The organism is Nonomuraea sp. NPDC049141 (assembly GCF_040648415.1).
Lineage (GTDB): Bacteria > Actinomycetota > Actinomycetes > Streptosporangiales > Streptosporangiaceae > Nonomuraea.
On sequence record NZ_JBEZDR010000016.1, the window covers coordinates 190647 to 211197 of the forward strand.

The following is a 20551-nucleotide window of genomic DNA, read 5'->3' on the forward strand; positions in this document are numbered from 1 at the left end:
GTACACTTTCCCGATGTCAGAGCTGGGCACCTTCGCCAATCAAGGCAGAACGAGCGTTGAGCTGTTCGCGGGCGGAGGAGGGCTGGTGATGGCAGTCGGGCGAGCCGGTTTTCGGCCCTTGCTCCTGAACGAGCTCGGCACGCACGCGTGCGAAACGCTCATCGCCAACGGCGCGCGAGCCTATAAAGTCGGGGAAGACCGTCCCCCGATCCCCGATCTCGGGGAAGATCCGCCACTTCTGCGTGGCGACGTCGCCAAGGTCGAATTCGAACACCTCGCCGGCCTGGTCGACGTGCTGGCGGGTGGACCACCCTGTCAGCCATTCAGCCTGGGGGGGAACGGCCGCGGGGACGAGGATGAGCGCAACGGCTTCCCGCACATGTTCCGCGCCGTCAGGGAAATGCGGCCCAAGGCCGTCATTTGCGAGAACGTGCGAGGACTCCTCCGCCCGTCGTTCGCTCCGTACTTCGAGTACATTAAGAGAGAGTTCACGCTGCCATTCAAGCAGCGCCGTGAAGGCAGCGCCTGGCACGAGCACGACGCGAGACTACGCGAACTGATCGACGATGACAGCGAACCAGCGCATAAGCGATACGACGTCGCGCATTTCGCGGTGAACGCGGCTGACTACGGAGTCCCTCAGATCAGAAATCGCGTCATCGTCATCGCCTTCCGACGGGACTTGGGTGTGGACATGGCGAGATTCCAAGAACTGGTGAGGCCGCGATTCTCCGAATCGAGTCTATATGAGTCCATGACCGACGGAACATACTGGGATAGGCATCCGGAAGTCCCCCGACACGTCCGGGAGATGGTCATGGCGAGGATTCCGCAACAAACATCACTAGGGGATACTGGCGACCGAGCACCCGCCTGGCGAACGCTCAGGGACGCCATCGAAGGGATCGGCGGGCAGAGAAAGCTTCCCCCTATCCCTGTCGATCATCTGGACCGCAAGGAAAGAGGACTCGGCGGCTTCATCGATCACGTCGGCTGGCCCGATGCGCGGATCTACAAAGGCCACACCCCCAACGAGTTGGACCGTCCCGCGAAGACGGTGAAGGCCGGCGTTCACGGCGTGCCGGGCGGAGAATCGGTAGTCGCGCTCGACGACGGTTCCCATCGTTACATGTCCGTACGTGAGGCCGCTCGGGTGATGACCTTCCCCGATAAGTGGGCCATGGTTGGATCTCGCGGAGAGAAGATGCGGCAACTCGGCAACGCCGTTCCCGTACTACTCGGACAGTCCTTCGCCGAAGCCGTCGCGGTCGTCCTCGACGAAGCGGAGAAACCCACGTGAGCCCGACCGAACTCCAAGACGCGGGGTGCTGGAAGAAGGCCCTCCCTCCCGATAGCGCTTGGCGCCCCAAACCGAACCTTCCTAGATCCGCGCGTACCGCAGAACAAGACCGCGCTGCAGGTGGATCAAACCGACGCAGGGTCGATCTCGGGAACGGCCGATTCGCCCAGGCGTCGATCGAGTTGAAGCTCCGCGCACGCCGCATTCGCGCTCACCTTCGATGGTCGAACGCAGGCAGGACCGAGTTCGAGTACTTGGGCGAGGTCGACGAGCCCACCAGGGCACTGAACCTCGCCGCAGCTTGGAAGATCGCCATGTCCCAGGGGCTCGTCCTTCCCCACGATGCGCTGGGGGACAAATCCTGGGCGAGTTCACAAGCGGTACGTGCTTCAATGCGAGGGAATCGCAGGAAAGACACCAAACCAGAAGTCGCCCTACGCAAGGCCGTCCACGGCCTCGGCCTCCGCTACCGCGTTGATGCCGAGCCGATCAAAGGGTTCAGGCGGCGCGCTGACATGGTCTTCACTGTTACCAAAGTTGCGGTGTTTTCCGATGGTTGCTTCTGGCACGGATGCCCCGACCACTACAGAGCCTCCCGCCGGAACGATCAGTATTGGAACGACAAGTTCGCCAGCAATCAAGCCCGGGACCGAGACACTGATCGCGTCCTCACCGATGCCGGTTGGCTCGTCATCCGCGTCTGGGAGCACGAGTCACCGCATGAAGCGGCCGAGCGGATCGCCGAGGCCGTGACCAGGAGGAGAGACACTTAACCCAGTTCATCTGCGGACTGGTCTCAGTCGGAGTAGCACAAGTGGTCCGGCTGGGCACCGACAGCTCGTCAGCGACGCCGCGTGGATCTGGACGCGGAGATCGAGGCGAAGTTTGCCGCCTCGGCCGGCACCTACGACAGCCCATGCATCACCTGTGACCTGAACGAATAGAGATTTCGGGTATCAAGAACACCGTCGCCAGGCGCATGATCAAACTTGGTTTAGTCGGCAGAGCGTCGAGGAAAAGCCGGTCGCTCACTCGGCAGGGCAAACGGCCAGCAGCCACCGAAATGGTGCGGCGGCTGTTCACTGCGGTCGCGCCGGATGGGCCGGGTCGGCCACGCGCTCGAGGACGCCGATGGATTCAACGCCACCCTCAGGGTCGTATACGTCCACCGGCACCGATTCCACACCTGAGCCGAAGCACGCTTAAAGATCGTCACCTGGATCGCCGACTTCTCCAATGACCGCCTCCGGCATAGCACCGCTGACGGACTACCGCTGGTCGTCTACGCCGACATAAATCATGACCGCCCGAATACAGTAGCGGCCAGGAGCAGGCTCCAAGAGACCGTCGCCGCATAACCGAGTCTCCACAGTTTCAGGGGAGACACTCAGGTCGATAGCCCAATCCACCGGAGCCCTTGCATACTGTGATGGCAATAGCTAGCTCGCGTCAACGATGGCTTGAGCTGGCCGGCTTCCGTCTCGCGTCACAAAGGTAACGAGCTTGCCATCTGCTGGAACCGCCGATGGAGGCAGCATGAGGCGGAACGCCATCACAACCTTCCCCGGATCAATTGGCGCCCCCGTTTCTGGAAGGGCCGCGTCTCGAGGCACCATTGGATAAAGCAACAGCCCTCCCAGCTTCGATCCAGGCTGCCTAACGATGTGCTCAACCGCTTCGCGATCTTCCACTGTAGTTTTAACCTCGAGATGATCGTTTGCTATGCCACGGGTATGCAGGCTGAAGGGGCCAAGGTCCGCGATGGTTGCGACTCTGGCGAGGTTCTTAAGCTGCGGGACCACTACAAGCCACCCCTCAAGCTGCTGAGTGTCGAGGGATCGCAGCCAAGCGAGATCCGCTCTGAAGCACTCCTCGTTGTCCCACACGAGACGGCCCAACGCGTCTAGCACCTCATCATGGGTAAGATTGCACGTCCACGCGTTGAACGACCGGCCCGCATGCCTAAAGTCCTTCAACGACTCGGCCGTGGCCGACGTAAGAAGAGGAATAAACGCGTCCGTATTGGCCGCCAGACTCGTCCTATCATTGATGCTGGGGTAGCCCGTCGGCTCCTTGTTCGGAGTTCGCCGCTCGGCAAGGACAGCGTTATAGCGCTTGTTGGCCGCAGTAGGCTTCATCTTTTCCAGATGGGAGGCGACAAGAGGTGGAACTTGCGCGGGTGTCACCTGAGGCTTTCCGTTTACAAATGCTGCATACTGCCGCAATTCATCACGAAAGTACTCTTCGTCCCGGCAAATCGCCTCGAAGCCTTCGTAAAGCTCCGGGGTTATGTAGAGGCGAACTAGGTCACGATAGCCGGCCCTGTAACCGAACCATCGCCCCATTTGCATAAGCGTATCCGCTTGCTTAGTCATTCGACGGTAGTAGGAAACAGTCAGCCCTTCCACCGTGAAGCCACGGGCAAGTTTGTTCCCGCCGAGCAATATGCGCCACACTGACTGCTGTTCAAAATCGATGTTCTCGCCTTCGATCTTGTCGGAGTTCACTACGAGAACAGGATTACCAGTCTGCCCAATACGAGCGATAGACTGAGCAACATGGGGTGCCAGTGTCGCGTAGTCTGCAGGAACTGGAAGGCCTTCCGCGCGTGCTCGTGAAACCGGAAGGATATTGACCTCGAAGAGTCGGCGAAGACGCTCGCTGGCAGTTCCTGAGAAGTATCCAGCACTCTGCCACATCGTGCGTACGCGTTCAGCCTGTTCCGCGTGGATTGATGTCTTCATCGCGTGGTGGATGAGCATGGTGTGGTGGCGATAGGGTACCGCACCATGGGCTTCGCGGTAGAGCTTCATGGCTCCTGTGAGAACAAAGGTGTCCATAGCCTCTAGCAGCTTTGAATCGTCCTCCTGATCGTCTGGCTTGAGCAGGTGCACATGGGCCATTTGATTGGAGTTGGCGACAGTCCGGTCCTCTTCAGGCACATCCAAATCGATGTCGTGAAAATTCTTCACGCCCATGTAATCCATTGCGCGAGGGAGTGAGATAAGGAAATCCTTAGGGAATATATCCTCAGCATCACTTGGGTCTACGAAGACATTGGCAAAAGGCGTCGCCGTATACCCCACATATTGAGCGCGCGGGAGCATCCCCAGCAACTGCGCGATCAATCGGTTAATCGCGGTGCGTTCTTTCCTGTCGGCTTTCCATTTCTTTGGGTTACTCGTGTTTACTGAAGCCTGGTCGGACTCGTCGTCTACGATAAGGACGGGCACATCTTCCATCCTCGCAGCGCTTTTCTTTAGGTCGCGGACCAGTTTCGTGAGCACTGAACCATTCTTCTTGACGACAGCCACTCTAGCGTCGACACTGAATAGATTAACCGGATCGTAGACCGGCTTAGTCTCGTCCTTCCGCGGAAAGTCGAGCGCAGTGATTCCCTGCTGGAGGCTTCTATAGTCGCCCCGCTGTGTCGTCAGCCGATGGATGTTGGGCCGTCCCGCCTCCCGTGGGCGGGAGCCGTGCTGGACGAACTTACCCGAAATCCAATCGGCCTCTCCCTGATAGTCAACTCCATCGAGCGCTTCGGCGTCATCCGGGTCGATGCCACCGAGGATATTCTCAACTCCGACCAGTTCCATGTCGAGCCGTCGCTGAGTTTGCGCACGTAGAAGATCAGTTGTTCCCGTGAGCACAATAATCAGCCGGTAACCGACATCAATCGCCTTAGCTAGTACGCCCGTGAAATTTGCGGTCTTGCCACTCTGCACGTAGCCAACCACGAGCCCTTTGGCCTGGTAGACTTCCCGCTGCGTTGGATCGGCAAGACGCTCGACAACTCGGTCGGTGGCGATATCGAGTGATGACAATGCTTCAGACGTCCAACCCTTTGCCACAAGGTAGTCGGCGTAGTGCTTCCAGTAATAGGCATGCTTATTGCGGATCTCATCTGTATACCAACGGCTCCACTCGGGCGCGATTACGGTCGGAAGGTCGATGCCCGCGACAGGGAAGAGCTCATCGAAGAGCGCGGCTGTCTGCTCATCAAGCTTCAGAAGCCGGACGATGACCTTACGGCGGGCCGCTGTATTGACAGGGCTGCCCTCGGCCCAAGCCGGACCAACGGCATTGTCCCACATTGCGGTCCGAGTGCGAAGTTCCATACGAAGCGGATCGTTTGGCCCAGCATTGCGAAGATAGGTCTGAAGCGTCCCGTCGTTAGCCGATAGTCCGGTATCCGCAGCGAGAAACTTCGCGGCTGAGTGCAGATCGCGTGGTCCACTACGATGCATCGCGTCTAGTGCGGCTAGGTAGGCGTCAGTCAGCGAAGATGTCAATGGAAGCCTCCGAGTACGGTTCTGAGAATTCGCAAGTAGAGCATCCACCCGTGGAACCGAAATGGTCAAGCCGATTGCGGATCTCGGAGAGCTCCGCAGGTGGAATCCTCTTTGCTAGAGACATTCGGGCGAGACCAGGAGACATATCCCGTCCGGCGAAGACCCGGACTTGCCGGCCAGACTCTGCGATCACGACTGCCCACTTCGTGCCGCGGCAGTCAGGATCTCCTGCCAGAGTTGGATATTGTCCTTATCGCTAGGCCCCATGCGTTCGCCATGAAAGAGGTTCTCCATCAGCAGGTAGAGCAGCGCTTTAAGTAGCGGAGCATCATTGACGCTTCGCCGTTCGCCTGCGGGATCTGGACGGTATGCCTGATTGAGCCAGAGCGTCCGGGCCTGTTTATCGACCTCAAACACTGAGTCGTCGTCGAAGCGCCGCCACTTGATATTGAGGGGCTCTTCCCGCTCTAGGATGGGGACTTCATCTTCGATCGCACCTCGAAGGATCGGGGTGAAACCCTTACCAGGCGGAAACATCGGAGTCCGTCTGCGGTCTCGCTGCCGCGATCTTCGATATGCATGCTCGGCGTCGGTGAAGTATTGAGTGAAACCGCTGCCATCCTCGGCCCTGGCCTGGTCGGCCAAGGCACCGAACTCAGGCCCGACCAAGACTCGAGACTTCTCTGGGTTCATACGGAATAGTCCAACGATGTCATCGTCGATGTCGATAGCGACCCGGGCCAGCTGAAGCGCCTTGTCTGGCATGTGGATGCCATCCCAACCCCCGCCCGCCTGCAGCAGGCGATCATTCCTGTAGAAGTACAGGCCCTGGCGGTCAGCAGGGTCACTGCTCAATCTGAATTGCGGCAGCTTGGAACGTCCGGGCCAGAGATGGCACGCAAATCTGATCTCGACGCCGGTCGATGTCACCGCGACCAGTTCCTTGGGGTAGGCGCTATTGCCTGACCTGAGGTAGCCGAAGGGATTCAACGATTCAACATCGAAACGCGGTCCCGGCACGTTGATGTCGACATCCTCCACGTCGATGGACACGTGGACTCGGTCTGCTTCCAGAATGCGGTGGAAGACCAAGCCGAGGTGATTGCGGATTTCACTTACCGTCTGGCTGATGAATTTCTCTACACGTACTGGATCATCGGTCGAGGGGAAGCCAGTGATGTTGTCCCACCGAATCACGGTTCCCGTGTCCGCATCAGGAATGTCCCATGACCTGTCGAACTCATCCGCGCAGAAGCCGGACGAAACAAGATCGCAATGGAACCCCTTGCGATCGCCATCGAGTTCCCATCGGCGGCCCACGGGCACAGTGCGGCTCGTCTTGGAGATCACAGTCAGGCTGCGAGCCTGACTGAACGAGGCAGCCTTCATGCCAATGCCGAATCGGCCCAGATCATTGGCCCTGTACTCGCGTCGACCTCCCACCGTCATTGCTGTGTCGAGCGCAGAGGCGCCCATTCCGTCGCCGTTGTCCACCACGTATAGGCCATGCAATCGACCGCCTCGCCGAATGAAGCGGATCAAGACATGCGAAGCGGTTGCGTCGATCGAGTTGTCCACGATGTCGGCAAGCGCGGTTGCTAGGGAGTGGTTACGGCCGAGGCCGTCGAGCGCCCGCGGATCCGGAGGCAGCTCAATAGAACCGCTTGTCGGCACCTGCTCATGCCACGTCGACATGCTGCAATCTCCTATACATCCGGACGGAATCCTGGAGTGAGAAGCGCCTATAATATGATCAGACCGCTGGAACGCCCCTTACACAAGGACTGATTGCGCCTTTTAGCCGGATATGCTGCTGGCTCCATTGGTTCATCGGCTAGAGAGAGCTCTAATGAAATTAGTTCAGTCGGACATGCGACCAGTGTCATCCGATCCAAACATCTCATTTAGAGCGCCCGCCTCAACGGGGCCAAGTTCTGTTGGGTCGTATAGCCAATAGTTATTTCCCTCCTTCTCCAAAGTGCCAGTGATTCGCAGCAGATCGCCTTCTTTGTGGGCAGAAATCGCGTGCTCATAATCTGCCCTGGAAAGCCGAACTCGAACTCGCGACACGTCAACGCCGTATATTACGTTGAGAATGATCGTCCCATGCTGTTTAAGTCTGGGACGGCTGAGATTGGTGACCGTTCCAACGATTACGACCATACGGCGCGGTTCGGTTGTGGCGAGCCGAGAGCTAGCCCTCTCTAGCGCAGGTAGATCATCTGGAATGAAGTCCATTTGCCAGGTGCTGCCGGACGAAACCAGTGGCCGGCCTGCAGGAGACCAGTTCACGGACACTCGCGCACCGTCGGAGTCTTTGACGAGGGCAGACAGAGCACGTGTGAGCTCGCAAGAAACTCCTTTGACTATCCCCGCGTCAAACCCCGACAGGGACCCAGTGCTCGTGAAGTGATCAACGCCCTCCCTGATGGCAATTAGAGACGAAGTCAGTCGCTCCATTACGTCTCGGCCGGTCGTCGTCCCTCCAGGGTTTGATTCGACCTCTCTATTTACCCCGCCAGTTTCTCGAATCTGCCCGACCGGTGTATAGGCGGTGACTACATAACTCCCTACCTGAGTTTGCCCCATTAGCACCTTTTCGAGATACTCACGGGCGAACTTCCATTCCCTTTGGCCGTGGTATGCCGAAGGATGCCGGGCCGCCTTCGCTGCCGCAACGAGTATTTGCTTCGCGGAAGCAATCATGGCCTCTCCGTGAAGCCATGGAATCAAACCGCGAACTGCGTGTGGTTCTGTTTGCCACTGAACCTCATCACCAGGAGCACGGAGTCTGGAGAGCACTCTATGCGCACTGGCAAGTCGTGATCGCTCAAGGGATGACACTGCCTCTTCGAGAAGATCGGTGTAATCGTCACGCGTGCGATCAAGAGGGACGAGAACCGACAAGATCTCGTTGTCCTCCCGTACCGCCCATCGCTCGTAGACGTTGGACCGCCCCCCCTGCTTGTCCCAGCCCGCCACAGCGAGAAGACTGATCAAGTTCGAGGGGTCAAGCGATACCGGGCTGCTTTGAGAGTCTTCGGCCTGAGTCACGGTGTCCCTCCTGCCCCAACGCGAATCATGATCTCACACAGGGAAACATCGTCGAAGATCTGCTCCGTGGGGATTCGAATAGTAGTGCGATCCCTCCCACTCAGCTGAACTCCAGCGAGGTTCACCCAATAACAGCAACGACGCAGCTCGGTCCAGTCGTGATCCACCTTGACCCACTGTTCCATGTCCGCGGGGGTAAGCATGGCGACCAGCAACCTGGGGATCGAGGGGTTCTGGTAGTTGAGCTTCCCCAAATGTCGGTTGCTCAGCGTCAATGCGAAGTCCTCTCCGTCAGGCGGAAGCGGATACTGGGTGGTTGCCTTTAGCTGAACCTTGATCGTGGCCTCTTTCTCCTCGGAGATGTGCGAGGAGGCACCATGTGTCACATCCCAGTCAATTCCGCGATAGTCCTGGTGGTGAGGCTGGAGAGAGCATCCAGCTGCGGCTGCGACCGCATGGAGATAGCCGATCTGCAGCGTCTGCATACATTCCGTCTTGGGGATGTCTCCTCGCACCACGAGCGAGCCATCGTCGGCTGCGTTGCGTTCAAGGGTCATACATGCGGCTCCCAAGACGGCGCAAGGACAGCCAAATCTAACCCGCACCAGCGCCGAGACGCCACCAATGCCAAGCTTGTGACATTATGGGCGATTCAAACTATTTGGTCGAAAAGCACCGAGAGGCTCTCATAACCAGACAAATAGGGACTAATTCGAGATAATCCAACGGCTCAGGTGAGCTTGCCGTGCTCGAGATGGGTGAGAACGGGCGTCGTTTTGGGGATATTTCCGACTCGGCTTGGGCTGAGGAAGCGCGCTACACAGGTTGAATTCGTAGAGTCGGTCATGGGTTCGCCGGGGTTTCGAGAGTGAGTCCGTCTGGGCCAGGCAGCCGGTGAGCAGATAAGGCTGGCACTGGATCTTCTTCAGTTTGTGTTTGACGATCCGGACGAGTCCGGTCAGGTCGGCGGCGGCGAAGTTGGCCAAGGCCCGCCGGAGCAGCGACCAGACTCCCTGAGGCTTTTCCAACCTGATTGTGCACGTCGATAGGGGTGCACCCTGGGGAGGGTTGGCATGAGAGGAGGCTCCCGGTAAGACAGCAGTCGACCAAGATCCGATGCCCCAACCGGGAGCCTCGTTGCTGTCTTACCGTGCCGCGATTCCACTGTCCAACCACACCTTGATCCGCCTGGCCGAACTCATCCGCATCCGGCGCGCCGAACGCCGCTCCCGGTGGCGGAAGCTAGACCCGGCCCGGCAAGCGCTGCTGGTCCTGGCCCATCTGCGCAACGGCGATACCTACGCGCGCCTGGCCAGCGGCTTCGCCATCGGCACCACCACCGCCTGGCGCTACATCTGCGAAGCCGTCGATCTGCTGGCCGCCCTGGCCGACGACGTGCACGCCGCCGCTACGCGCGCATCCCGGCTGGCCTACACCATCCTGGATGGCACCCTCGTCCCGGTCGACCGCCTGGCCGACGAACGGCCGTACTACAGCGGCAAACACAAGCAGCACGGGGTGAATGTGCAGTTGCTGGCCGACCCGGCCGGCCGGCTGGTGTGGGCCTCACCTGCGCTGCCCGGCGCCACCCACGACGTGACCGCCGCTCGAACAATCGGCCTGATCGACGCCTTAACCAGCGCCGGCGTGAAGACCTTCGCGGACAAGGGCTATCAAGGCGCGGGCGGCACGATCCGCACACCCTTCAAGCGGCATCGCCATCGTCCCTGGCTGTCACGCGGCCAGCGCGACGTCAACCGCGCCCACGCCCGCATCCGAGCCATCGGCGAGCGCGCCGTCGCGACCTGAAGCCCTGGAAGGTACTGACCAAGCTGCGCTGCTGCCCGCACCGCGCGACCGCGCTCGTGCAAGCGATCCTTGTCCTGCAGCTCGTGGAAGAAGGGCGCTACTCAGGATGAAAAGAGCTCGCTCTATGGGGTTCAGCTCGGGTGCATGGGTCGGTAACCGGATGATGCCTAACCAGTCGGCGAGTTGAGGGCCAGATGCACGTTCAAGTTGTCCCAACACCAGATGAACGGCGCGTCCAGGTGCTGGAGGTGGCCGTGATCAGGTCCCGGTAGTCGATCCAGGAGAAGGATTTGGGCTCGCCCTTGCGGCCACGGTAGATGCGCAGGCGGTAGAACAGGTGCGGCCGTTCGCCGATGCGGCAGGCCACGACTGCGGCCATGTTGACGCGGCCGGAGCCTTTGCCGCGCACCGTTACTACCGGGCGGGAGCCGACTGGTGCCCAGGTGCATCCTTTCAGCGGCCTCAACCCTTGCCCAGCCTCGTCCTCGAAGAACAGGCAGGCGCCCAGGTCCGCCGCAGTGGTTTTACCCTGCAGGCGCGGTGCTACGCCCGGATGACTCACCGCCCGTCGACGCTGCGCGCGAGCACTGCCGACCAGAGGGAGAGCCTTGACCAGCATGCGGTGAGTGAGAGGTGTCCACCGACGGGCTCGAGTTCTCTCGGCTGCCCACGGCGAAAGCACAAGTTTCGGCGCACAGCCTCGGCCCTCTTCTGCTCTGGGTCTGCTGTCCGATGCCAGCAGACGACACGTGATCAAAATGTCGCATTTGAGTCGCTATCTTCACTGGAGACGTCCAGTCGAAGGAGCCAGCGGTGGATCTTCGTCAACTGATCGCTCGGATTGCCTCTACGTATGACCCCGAGCTCGATGCCCAGAGCGAGGCTCAAAGGCTCCTGAGGAGTGCCCATCGAGAGATGGCGGCGCGGCTGCCGGCCGATCGCGGCGGCTATGTCGCCAAGGGCAGCGGCGGCATGGGCAGTACCGCCTTCGTCCCGTGGATCGCAGTATTCAACCGAAGGGAGACCGAGAGCGCCAAGCACGGCGTCTACATCGTCTATCTGTTCGCCATTGAGTTCGGCACCGTCATCTTGAGCCTGAATCAAGGGTCGGAGCATCTGGTGAAGGAGCTCGGCGCACGCGCCGGCCGAGCGAAGATGGAGACCTTCGCCAAGGACATCCGCAGCGCGCTACCCGCTAAAGCCTGGGAGGACCTAGAAGAGGCAATCCTGCTCCCCGACAGCGCACAACGACCGAAGCGCTACCAATATGGCAATATCCTTGCCCGCACTTACAAAGCCGACGACCTCCCCTCGCTCCAAGTCATGGAAGCCGATCTCGACCGCTTTCTCGTGCTGTACGACCTCGCATTGGACGCCAAACGCCACCTGTCTGCCGCCGGCCGGGAGATGCCGATCGCGCCCAACGTGCCAACCACCCCCAGCGAGCCGGACGACTTCCTGCCACTCTTCAAACCGAAGAACGACGCCGATTATGAGCAATACATCCGAGGCGGGTTGATTACAAAGAGCCGCACCCACGAGACGCTCGTCAAGCAATACGGCGACTACTTGACCCGCTGCGGCTTCATCCCCACGACGAAAGTGCACCCCCGAGACATGCTCGCCCTGAGGGACGGAGCCAAGTGGCTCATCGAGATCAAGATTGTTAGAGACGGCAAGGGCATGGATGCCGCGCGGGAAGCCCTGGGACAGCTACTCGCCTACCGCTACCTGCACCACAACAACAATGCGGCTGTTCCTCTTGTAGCAGTGTTCAACGAAACTGTTGGTGATCTCAGCGTCGGGCTGCTCGACGCCCACAACATCGCCGTCGTCTGGAGGCAAGGCGACCAATGGGTGGGCACTCGGCGCGCCTTCTCCGACCAGCTGTGTCAGGCGGTTAGTAACTCCGGGTAGCTAAGCGGCACTCGCCGCTTGGGACGGAGGACCTCAGAGCGCAGGGTCGCCGACATACTCCACAGCACTCGCGCTTGGAGAGCGCGGGGGTTACCTCGCCCTACGGCTGCGCGAGGACGGCCTGCGAGCCACCCCCCTGAGTGACCGGATCCGCTTCGGCTTCCACTACTTCAACAAAGAGCCGGACGTCGTCGCGACCGTGCGAGTCCTACTTGGAGTCGGAAGGACACCACTTGGCGGCCGCGCTGCCAGACGGCGGAGATGAGCGGGACGCCCGGTCGATAAGCCAGGTGGACGTGGGCGGGGGCGTCCAGCAGCATCAGGTCGGCATTCGGAAGACGATGACGCGCCGTGAGACCCCTGCCCTGTTGGGTTGCACCCGCTCCGCGCACGGCTCTTCAGTGTCCAACTCGAACGGCCCTACGTACCTCTAGGCCTTCATCCCGGAGCCACGGGCGACTTCAGGTGCTTGAAAGTCCCTCCTCTGTGGGCATCAGGACGGCTCAGGTCAGTTCTCCCGGGGCGCCACGAAGGTTCCGCGGCCCTGGATCGCGATGACGAAGCCCTCTTCGCGCAAGATGCCGATGGCCTTTCTGACGGTGTCGCGGCCCACTTCGTGCTCGTGCATCAACCTCTGCTCGGTCGGGATCGGCCGGTTGGGCGGGAGTGTGCCGTCCGCGATCTGTGTCCGCAGCAGGTCTGCGAGCTGGCGATAGAGCGGTACCGGCCCCTCATGGTCGATCGTCATGAACATAGACCGTAAATGTCCGCATCCGTGGCCCATCACTCGCCCACGTTCGCAATCAGAGGCGGACGTTTGCAGACGTTTGCTTTAGCCTGAGCACTGCAAGTCCTTCAAGGGAGTCGGGCCCGTCCTCGCGACCCAAACGCCAAGACGGGCCCTTGATCGGACACGGGAGGTCCGACCCATGGGTAACCCAATCACAGACCTACGATTCGGGTCCTGCCTGACAGCCGAGATCCAAGCCGTACTCGAGAAGCACGGCTACCGGCTGCCTCCAGGCGGCGATCACATCCGCGAACTCGTCATGGCTCGCGTCGACATCGCACTCAAGAACCTCGTCGAAATCTTCGAGGGGCGGACTTGGTGACATGGCGGGATGAGATCATCCCCGACTTCCATGGTCCGCACGTCGCGTCTCCCCAGCCGGGCCATGTCAAGCTGACCTGGTACGAACCGACCCAGCGGGCTCAGCGTATCCGCGTGGTCTCACACACCTGCGAGTGCCGCCGAATGACGTACGAATTGTGCGCCACCGCCGGCCAGGGCTTCGTCCGCCGTACGGACCGAGAGAAGGGCACCGTCCGCGAAACCGCGTGGACGTTGAACGCAGTCGCCAAACGTACCTTCGATCAGATCCTCCAAGGCGAGGCCCGGTGAGCGGAGCGCGGCGGACGCCTCCCTGGGCTCGTCCGCCGCGTCTGCGGAAACGAAGTGCGAGTCCTTGATCGGGACCAATCCGGAATTCGTGCTCAGGGGCGCAGCCTGGCTCGCGGGCTCGAAGATCGAGTCCCACTCCCCTGTAAAGAGTGCCCGCTGACCCGTCTTCGCCAAAGCGAGAGTCCGATCCACCTGGGCTCTCCGCCCGCATGGTGCTGCACGTCGAAGTACCGAAGGAGCCAGAAGAGATGAAGACCTTCACGGTGACCATCGCCGGCACGGAGCAATTCGACGGAGAGGCGCCCTACACCTGGGTCGTGGAGGCGACTGACGTGACGAGCGCCATGAACAAGGCCCTGGCCCACCACGCGCTTTCGCAAGAGCAGCGATTGTGCGACCTGGAAATTGATCCTCTGCACACGTTCGAGGGCCTTCCCGCGGAGAACTGCGGATATCACTGGAACGACCTGCGACCTGCTGCCGTGGTAGCGGACAGCGCCGTTGGACGAGATTGAGTACGTGATGAGGCCCTTACCTCAAAGGTGAGGATGCCCATGGATTCCAGCGCGACCGGTAGCAGCGGCCATTCGCGCCTGGGGTTCGTGGGTACAGGCCGACGAGAATGCCGCGCACAGTGTGATCATCAAGGCGTACTCGTCCCATGAGATCATGGGGCGGTGATATCGAAGCTGTGGAAAGACAGATTGGTGGTCACCGCCGTCATGCTGTCGATTTTCGCTGTCCTTGGCCTGACGGTACTCCTGTGCCTGTTTCTGGTCGACGTCAGCTTCCGCAATTTCGGGTGATCAAGGACATGACGCCGGCGTGAGCCTTCCGTGTCCACCCGAAGAGGACGTCCTTGACCGCTCACTCGATCGGCCGATCGACGGACGCGGGAGGGGACAGACTTGGCGCGCGTGCCGTTGGCCGATCGGGATCTTGCTCGGAGGGCCGACACCCCAGGCAAGGGCGTGGCCAGTGCCCAGCCAGACGGCAACTCTCATCGGTTGTAGAGCCTCCGTGCCCACAGGTATCCGCCCAGGGCGATGACCGCGCTCCAAACGGCCGCCTCCACAAAACTGGAGCCGGCCGGACGCCCCGCCAGCAAGGCACGCAGAGTCTCGATGACAGGGGTGAACGGCTGATTCTCGGCGAACCACCGCAACCCGGTCGGCATCGACTCGGTCGGTACGAAGCCGCTGCCGAGAAACGGCAGCATCATCAGCGGCATCGGCAGGTTGCTGGCCGTGGTGACGCTCTTGGAGACCATGGCGAGCGCGACCGACAGCCACGTGATGGCGAAGGTGAACATGGCCAGCACCCCGACCACACCGAGCCAGTCCAACGCCGAGGCGGACGGGCGGAACCCGATCAGCAGGGCCACCAGCGTCGCCACCGAGATCGCGATGAACGTCTGCACCATCGCCCCGAGCACGTGCCCGGTGAGCACCGAGACGCGCGCGATGGCCATGGTCTTGAACCTGGCGACGATGCCCTCGGCCATGTCGGTGGCCACCGAGATCGCGGTCCCCTGCGCCGCGCCGGCGATCGTCGTGATCATGATGCCGGGGGTGAGATAGCCGACGTAGGCCGCGCGGTCGCCGCCGATGCCCGCGCCCATGGTGCCGCCGAAAACATAGACGAACAGCAGCAGGAACACCACCGGGACACCGGCGAACGTAAGGACCAACGACGGGTACCGCCAGATGTGTTTGACCTGGCGGCGCAGCATCGTCGCCGAGTCGGTGACCGCTCTCATCGGGAAGGCTCCTTGGTCAGGGTGAGGAAGACGTCGTCCAGGTCGGGGGTGTGCACCGTCAACTCGGCGACGTCGATGGCCTGGTCGTCCAGCCACTCCAGGAGCTTCTTCAGCGTCTTGACGCCGCCGGTGTTGGGGATCTGGACGGTGAGCGCCGCGTCGTTGCGCGAGGTGGCGCCGACGTGGGGCGCCGCCCTGCGGTAGCCGTCGGCGTCGGCGAAGCGCACGACGACGTGGCCGCCGGGGACCAGCCGCTTGAGCTCCTCCGCGGTGCCCTCGGCCACCAGCTCGCCCTGGCTGAGCAGGGCGATGCGGTCGGCGAGCTCGTCGGCCTCCTCCAGGTACTGCGTGGTCAGGAAGATGGTCACGCCGTCCTGCTGGACCAGGTCCCTGACGATCTGCCACATGGTACGGCGGCTGCGTGGGTCCAGGCCCGTGGTCGGCTCGTCGAGGAAGATGAGCTTGGGCGTGCCGACCATGGTCATGGCGAGGTCGAGCCGGCGGCGCATGCCGCCCGAGTAGGTGGCCGCCGGCTTGTCTGCGGCGTCGATGAGGTCGAAGCGCTCCAGGAGTTCGCGAGCGCGCGTGCGGCCTCTGGAACGGCCGAGGTGGAGTAGGTCGGCCATGAGCCGCAGGTTCTCCTCGCCGGTGAGCAGGCTGTCCACGGCGGAGAACTGGCCGGTGACGCCGATCGCGGCGCGCACTTTGTCGGGTTCTCTGGCCAGGTCGTGCCCGGCCACCCAGAGCTCGCCGGCGTCGGCCTTGATCAGGGTGGACAGGATCTGCACGGCCGTGGTCTTGCCCGCGCCGTTGGGGCCGAGCAGGGAGAAGATCGTGCCCTGCGGGATGGTGAAGTCGATACCGTCCAAGACGCGGTGCGAGCCGTACGACTTGCGCAGTCCCGCCACTGAGACAGCAGGGACAGCGCTCATGCCCGGTCCCAGGTGACGGGCAGGCTGCGTACGCCGTAGATCTGCGCGGGGTCGGTGCGCAACGGCACCTCTTCGTCCGGTACGGCGAGCCGTAGCGTCGGGAATCGGGTGAGCAGCGCGGGGAAGGCGACGCGCATCTCGACGCGGGCGAGCTGCTGGCCGAGGCACTGGTGGATGCCATGGCCGAACGCGAGGTGCCCGGCAGCCGAGCGGCGCAGGTCGAGCATGTCGGGGTCGGCGAACTTGTCCGGATCCCTGTTGGCGGCGTTGAGCGCGATGAAGACCGTGTCGCCGGCCTTGAGCCGCGTACCGCCGAGCTCGACGTCCTCCAGGACGCCGCGCATGCCGGTGGCGGCGATGGACAGGTAGCGCAGTAGCTCCTCCACCGAACTGTCGGCCAGGCCGGGGTCGTCGCGCAGGGCGGCGAGCTGCGCCGGGTTGCGTAGCAGGGCGAAGGTGCCGAGCGCGAGCATGTTGGTGGTGGTGTCGAGGCCGGCGCCGAGCAGGAAGGCGGCCACGCCGCCGAGCTCCTCGTCGGTCAGGTCGCTGCCGGTGGCCAGGTCGCTGAGCAGGTCGTCGGTCGGCTTCGCGCGCTTGGCGAGCGCCAGGTCCTGCAGATACTTGCCGAGCTCGATGAAGGCGGCGTACTGCGCCTCGGGCTCTGGGTCGTCCGAGAGGGTCCGCGTTTCAGTCTGGAACTGGTCGCGCTCCTCATACGGCACGCCTAACAGCTCGCAGATCATCAGGGCGGGAACCGGCCGGGCGAAGACCTCGATGAGGTCGGCGGGCGGCCCCTGTCGCTCCATCGCGTCGAGCCGCTCACGGGTGATCTCGGTGACTCGCTCGGTGAGCAGGTTCATCCTGCGGACGGTGAACTTGCCTGCCAAGATCTTGCGGAAGCGGGTGTGCTGGGGCGCGTCCATGCCGGTCAGGTCGCCGACGGGGGCGGGCGGCAGGTGCCCGCCGGCCATCGGGAAGTACTGGGTCTCGTAGCGGGAGCTGAAGCGCGGGTCGGCGAGGATCTGGCGGACCAGCCCGTAGCCGGTGACCAGCCAGACGCCGGGGGCGCCTTCGGGCGCGGCCAGCCGGGCGATCGGCTGCTCGGCGCGCAGGGCGGTGACCTCGGGGGCGGGGTCGAAGGGGCAGGCGGGCGCGCGGTCGAAGGACGGGGCGACCGGCTCATCACGATAGTACGTGTTCGACATGCCTTGAAAGCTACGTTGCATTCAGAATAGATGTCAATCTGGAGAAGTGCATTAGTGCAGGTAAACGCCAGAAAATCAATGCAATGACGCTGGGGCCGAACGCAATGATTCGTTGCAATCGATGGCCGCGAAGGCAACAATGGCGTCATGCCAGGAGGAAGGTTGACCCAACGGGACCGTCAGCGCATCGCGGCCGGTCTCACAGAAGGACTCGCCTATGCCGAGATCGCCAGGCGGCTCGACCGGCCGACCTCGACGATCACCCGGGAGGTCGGCCGCAACGGCGGCCCCGGCGGCTACCGGCCCGAGCAAGCGCACCGGGCGGCTGAGCGCCGGGCGCGGCGCGGCACACCGACCCCCCTATCCACAGCCGGGCCGTCGGACGGCAACGCGGGCGAGGTGGGAGACGAGATGATCGAGATGGTGGTCCGGATGGGGCTGCCGAAGATGATGGCGCGTGTGCTCCTCAGCCTGTGGCTGAGCGAGGACGGCAGGCTCACCGTGGCCGAGCTGACGCGCAGGCTGAAGGTCAGCCCGGCCTCGGTCTCCATGGCCGTGGGCTACCTGATCCAGCAGGGGGTGATCAGGCGCGAGCGCGATCCGCAGCGACGTCGCGACATCTACGTGGTCGACGACGACACCTGGTACCACTCGATGGTGATCAGCTCGCAGCAGTCGCTCGAGGCGGCGGCGGCCGCGAAGACGGCGGCGGAGACGATCGGGCTCGACACACCCGTGGGGCGCCGGCTGGCCAAGGGCGGGGCGTACCTGGAGCGGATCAGCCTGGACACGCTGGAGTCGGCCAAGCGTTGGCGCGGCTTGCTGTCGTGATCGGCCCAGCGGATTGATCGCAACTTGACGGCTTGGAGCGCAGGCGTCCGGCATCGGCCCGGTCACCAGCTCCACGTACGCATCGGGGTCGTGCGGGAACCCGGGTCCCGTCTAGATCGTCTCCCCTTGAGATCGGTAGTCTGCGGCCGAGGAGGCATAAATGGGACTCGCGCCACAGAGTCATTCGTGGCAGTGGGGCCAGGCGCAGGCCCGGCTGAAGAGCAAAGCGGTCACAGGTGCGGCCCCGCTCCTCGTTTTCGGCGTCGCAACCGCGATCTTGCTGGGATTCTCCTGGCCTGCGCTGTTATGGGGCCTGGGGTTGGCCGTCCTGGCCATACTGGCGCCGGCCTTGTTGGTCCTCCTGCCCGGGAGGCTGTCATCGGATCTGTCAGACCCCAGCCTTGCCGGCCCCGCGACCACGGTTTTGAACTCTCCGCTCGACCAGGAGCAGGCCAGGGCGGGCCGTTCGGAGCCACACTCTTACGAGCACGGCGTACTCGGGTTCGGCCGGAACACGCTGGTGCAGGTGGGACTATCGCTGCTACTGGCGTTGAGCCCGTGGTTGGCCCTTGTCACCGTACCCGTGGGCGCCTTCTGGGAGGCGCTGATAAGCAAAGATCGAACAAGCCCGAGCACGCGCGCCCGCTAACTGCGCAATTCCAGCGAAGGCACATCGGCTTCCGATCACCGCACTGGCCTCGGGCTTTCGCCTGGGCAATAGATGATCTGGCGTTTATAGAGGCTAGAAGCAGTCTTTCCGGGGGGTGCGTCCCGAGGCCTCGATCTCGACGGTCTTACTCTTGGAACTGCCGGGAGCCGTGAGGATCATCGCGATGTGCAGCTTCTTGCCGGTGCCGCTGCCGCTGCCGCAGACCGAGCGTGCCTGCTTGGTGAGGTGGTGGAAGCGATAGATGACCTTCTTCCAGTTTTTCTTCGGTGTCATCACCATCCACTCCTCACCGTCAGTCTTCTCGTTCTGGCAGTGGCTGACTCCCTGGCAGGGGTGGGAGTACTGCTTGACGGACGCCTCGGCGGGGTGGGTCAGCAGCGCTCCCGTGACTGCCGCGGCCACCAGGCCCAGAGCAAAGGTCTTCATCATGTGCATTTAGATGTTCGCTGCAACCTCAAGGTTCACAGCTCTCTAGGCTTAGAGCTCGCGCGGATTGGCGGCTTGGTCAGGGGAAGTGGCACAGAGGCTGGGGCCTTAAGATCATCGGGTTGCTGCTGGCTTCGCGACGGGCGGCGCCGATCCGGCATGGTGCCGCCCGTCCCCGCAGCTTGCCCGTGGTCAGACCAAGACGGTGCCACCGTCGACGATGACGACCGAGCCGGTGCTGAAGCCGCCGCGCATCAGGTAGAGGTAGGTCTCCGCGATGTCGTCGGGCTCGCCCACTCGTCCGGCAGGGAGCGTCTCTGCCATGGCCTTGTACATGGCGTCGCGGTCCGCTTCGGGCATGTCACTCCACAGGTCGGTGCGGACGACACCGGGTGAGACGACGTTCACCCGGATCGGTGCGAGCTCGACGGCGAGGGCTCTGGTGAGCGCCTCCATGGCGCCGCACAAGCTCGCCGCCGCGGTGAAGCCCTTGTGCGGCCGGCGGCCGGCGACTCCCGTGGTCAGCACGATCGAACCGCCCTCTCGGATCGCGGGGCTGCCGTACTTGACCGCCGTGTACGCCCCCCACAGGCGGATGTCTAGGAACCGGCGGGCCCGCTCGACGCTGGCCACAGCGAGTTCCTCGACCAAGAGCGTCTCACCGGCGGTGAAGACCAAGTGATCGAAGGCGCCGATCCGGTGGAAGACGTCACGGACCTGCTCCTCGCTGGTCACGTCGAGCACGTGGCCTTCGGCGTCTTCGGGCAGCCGAGCGAGCGCCCCGTCGACACTGGCCCGCCTGCGGGAGGCGACAACGACCTGCGCACCCTCGCGTGCGGCGGCCTCAGCAGTCGCCAGCCCGATACCCGACGTTCCGCCCACCAGCACGATCCGCTTTCCGATCAAGCTCATGTCAGCTCCCCTATGACTCGATTGCCCATGACCCGGATG

18 protein-coding genes and 1 pseudogene are annotated in these 20551 nt (G+C 62.5%); 8 read left to right on the plus strand and 11 right to left on the minus strand.

From position 1 onward, the window contains the following. The first annotated feature begins 13 nt into the window (after positions 1–13). Entirely contained in the window at positions 14–1300 is a 1287-nt protein-coding gene (locus AB0B91_RS40905) for a DNA cytosine methyltransferase (protein WP_358332006.1), read from the plus strand. 254 nt (positions 1301–1554) lie between these two features. Next, a complete protein-coding gene (locus AB0B91_RS40910) occupies positions 1555–2073 on the plus strand; it encodes a very short patch repair endonuclease (RefSeq protein ID WP_358332009.1) in 519 nt (172 codons plus the stop codon). A gap of 666 nt (positions 2074–2739) precedes the next feature. Here the strand turns inward: AB0B91_RS40910 and AB0B91_RS40915 are convergent. From AB0B91_RS40915 to AB0B91_RS40930, 4 genes are all read right to left on the minus strand, one after another. Further along, a complete protein-coding gene (locus tag AB0B91_RS40915; protein ID WP_358332011.1) occupies positions 2740–5397 on the minus strand; it encodes a Z1 domain-containing protein in 2658 nt (885 codons plus the stop codon). Positions 5398–5784: 387 nt separating this feature from the next. After that, positions 5785–7290, minus strand: coding sequence for an ATP-binding protein (locus AB0B91_RS40920; RefSeq protein WP_358332014.1), 1506 nt, complete (start codon positions 7288–7290; stop codon positions 5785–5787). Between the two features lie 165 nt (positions 7291–7455). Then, a complete protein-coding gene (locus AB0B91_RS40925; protein ID WP_358332017.1) occupies positions 7456–8649 on the minus strand; it encodes a hypothetical protein in 1194 nt (397 codons plus the stop codon). Next, positions 8646–9206, minus strand: a complete 561-nt coding sequence (locus AB0B91_RS40930; protein WP_358332020.1) for a DUF4365 domain-containing protein — start codon at positions 9204–9206, stop codon at positions 8646–8648. Before AB0B91_RS40930 ends, AB0B91_RS40925 begins: the two co-directional genes overlap by 4 nt. Positions 9207–9786: 580 nt before the next feature. On the opposite strand from AB0B91_RS40930, the pseudogene AB0B91_RS40935 reads away from it, so the two are divergent. Continuing rightward, a pseudogene (locus tag AB0B91_RS40935) lies at positions 9787–10568 on the plus strand (transposase family protein). Between the two features lie 92 nt (positions 10569–10660). Here the strand turns inward: AB0B91_RS40935 and AB0B91_RS40940 are convergent. After that, positions 10661–11077, minus strand: a complete 417-nt coding sequence (locus tag AB0B91_RS40940) for a hypothetical protein (RefSeq protein WP_358332023.1) — start codon at positions 11075–11077, stop codon at positions 10661–10663. Between the two features lie 194 nt (positions 11078–11271). Here AB0B91_RS40940 and AB0B91_RS40945 point away from each other — a divergent pair, with 194 nt between their 5' ends. Next, the gene (locus AB0B91_RS40945; RefSeq protein WP_358332026.1) at positions 11272–12375 is read left to right on the plus strand and encodes a DUF3578 domain-containing protein; all 1104 of its coding nucleotides are present in this window, start codon (positions 11272–11274) and stop codon (positions 12373–12375) included. Positions 12376–12883: 508 nt separating this feature from the next. Here AB0B91_RS40945 and AB0B91_RS40950 read toward each other — a convergent pair. Continuing rightward, positions 12884–13129, minus strand: a complete 246-nt coding sequence (locus AB0B91_RS40950) for a winged helix-turn-helix domain-containing protein (protein WP_358332029.1) — start codon at positions 13127–13129, stop codon at positions 12884–12886. Positions 13130–13483: 354 nt separating this feature from the next. On the opposite strand from AB0B91_RS40950, the gene AB0B91_RS40955 reads away from it, so the two are divergent. From AB0B91_RS40955 to AB0B91_RS40965, 3 genes are all read left to right on the plus strand, one after another. Next, the gene (locus tag AB0B91_RS40955) at positions 13484–13777 is read left to right on the plus strand and encodes a hypothetical protein (protein ID WP_358332032.1); all 294 of its coding nucleotides are present in this window, start codon (positions 13484–13486) and stop codon (positions 13775–13777) included. A 248-nt stretch (positions 13778–14025) separates the two neighbouring features. Next, positions 14026–14292, plus strand: coding sequence for a hypothetical protein (locus AB0B91_RS40960; protein ID WP_358332035.1), 267 nt, complete (start codon positions 14026–14028; stop codon positions 14290–14292). Positions 14293–14454: 162 nt separating this feature from the next. After that, positions 14455–14583, plus strand: coding sequence for a hypothetical protein (locus tag AB0B91_RS40965; protein WP_358332038.1), 129 nt, complete (start codon positions 14455–14457; stop codon positions 14581–14583). A 194-nt stretch (positions 14584–14777) separates the two neighbouring features. Here AB0B91_RS40965 and AB0B91_RS40970 read toward each other — a convergent pair whose 3' ends face one another. Genes AB0B91_RS40970 through AB0B91_RS40980 form a run of 3 tightly spaced genes read right to left on the minus strand, consistent with a single transcriptional unit; the run spans position 14778 to position 17673 of the window. After that, positions 14778–15536: an ABC transporter permease gene (locus AB0B91_RS40970; protein WP_358332041.1), complete on the minus strand. Its 759-nt coding sequence runs from the start codon at positions 15534–15536 to the stop codon at positions 14778–14780. Further along, on the minus strand, positions 15533–16468 hold the full coding sequence (locus tag AB0B91_RS40975) for an ATP-binding cassette domain-containing protein (protein ID WP_358332045.1): 936 nt from the start codon (positions 16466–16468) through the stop codon (positions 15533–15535). The genes AB0B91_RS40970 and AB0B91_RS40975 overlap by 4 nt, the downstream gene beginning before the upstream one ends. Next, the gene (locus AB0B91_RS40980) at positions 16465–17673 is read right to left on the minus strand and encodes a cytochrome P450 (RefSeq protein ID WP_358332048.1); all 1209 of its coding nucleotides are present in this window, start codon (positions 17671–17673) and stop codon (positions 16465–16467) included. Before AB0B91_RS40980 ends, AB0B91_RS40975 begins: the two co-directional genes overlap by 4 nt. A gap of 162 nt (positions 17674–17835) precedes the next feature. Between AB0B91_RS40980 and AB0B91_RS40985 the strand changes: the two genes are divergently transcribed. Further along, complete coding sequence (locus tag AB0B91_RS40985; RefSeq protein ID WP_358332051.1) at positions 17836–18504, plus strand: helix-turn-helix domain-containing protein; 669 nt, start codon at positions 17836–17838, stop codon at positions 18502–18504. 742 nt (positions 18505–19246) lie between these two features. Here the strand turns inward: AB0B91_RS40985 and AB0B91_RS40990 are convergent. Together AB0B91_RS40990 and AB0B91_RS40995 are read right to left on the minus strand one after the other, a co-directional pair. Next, a complete protein-coding gene (locus tag AB0B91_RS40990; protein WP_358332053.1) occupies positions 19247–19603 on the minus strand; it encodes a hypothetical protein in 357 nt (118 codons plus the stop codon). A gap of 189 nt (positions 19604–19792) precedes the next feature. Continuing rightward, positions 19793–20512: an SDR family oxidoreductase gene (locus AB0B91_RS40995; protein ID WP_358332056.1), complete on the minus strand. Its 720-nt coding sequence runs from the start codon at positions 20510–20512 to the stop codon at positions 19793–19795. Positions 20513–20551 lie beyond the last annotated feature (39 nt).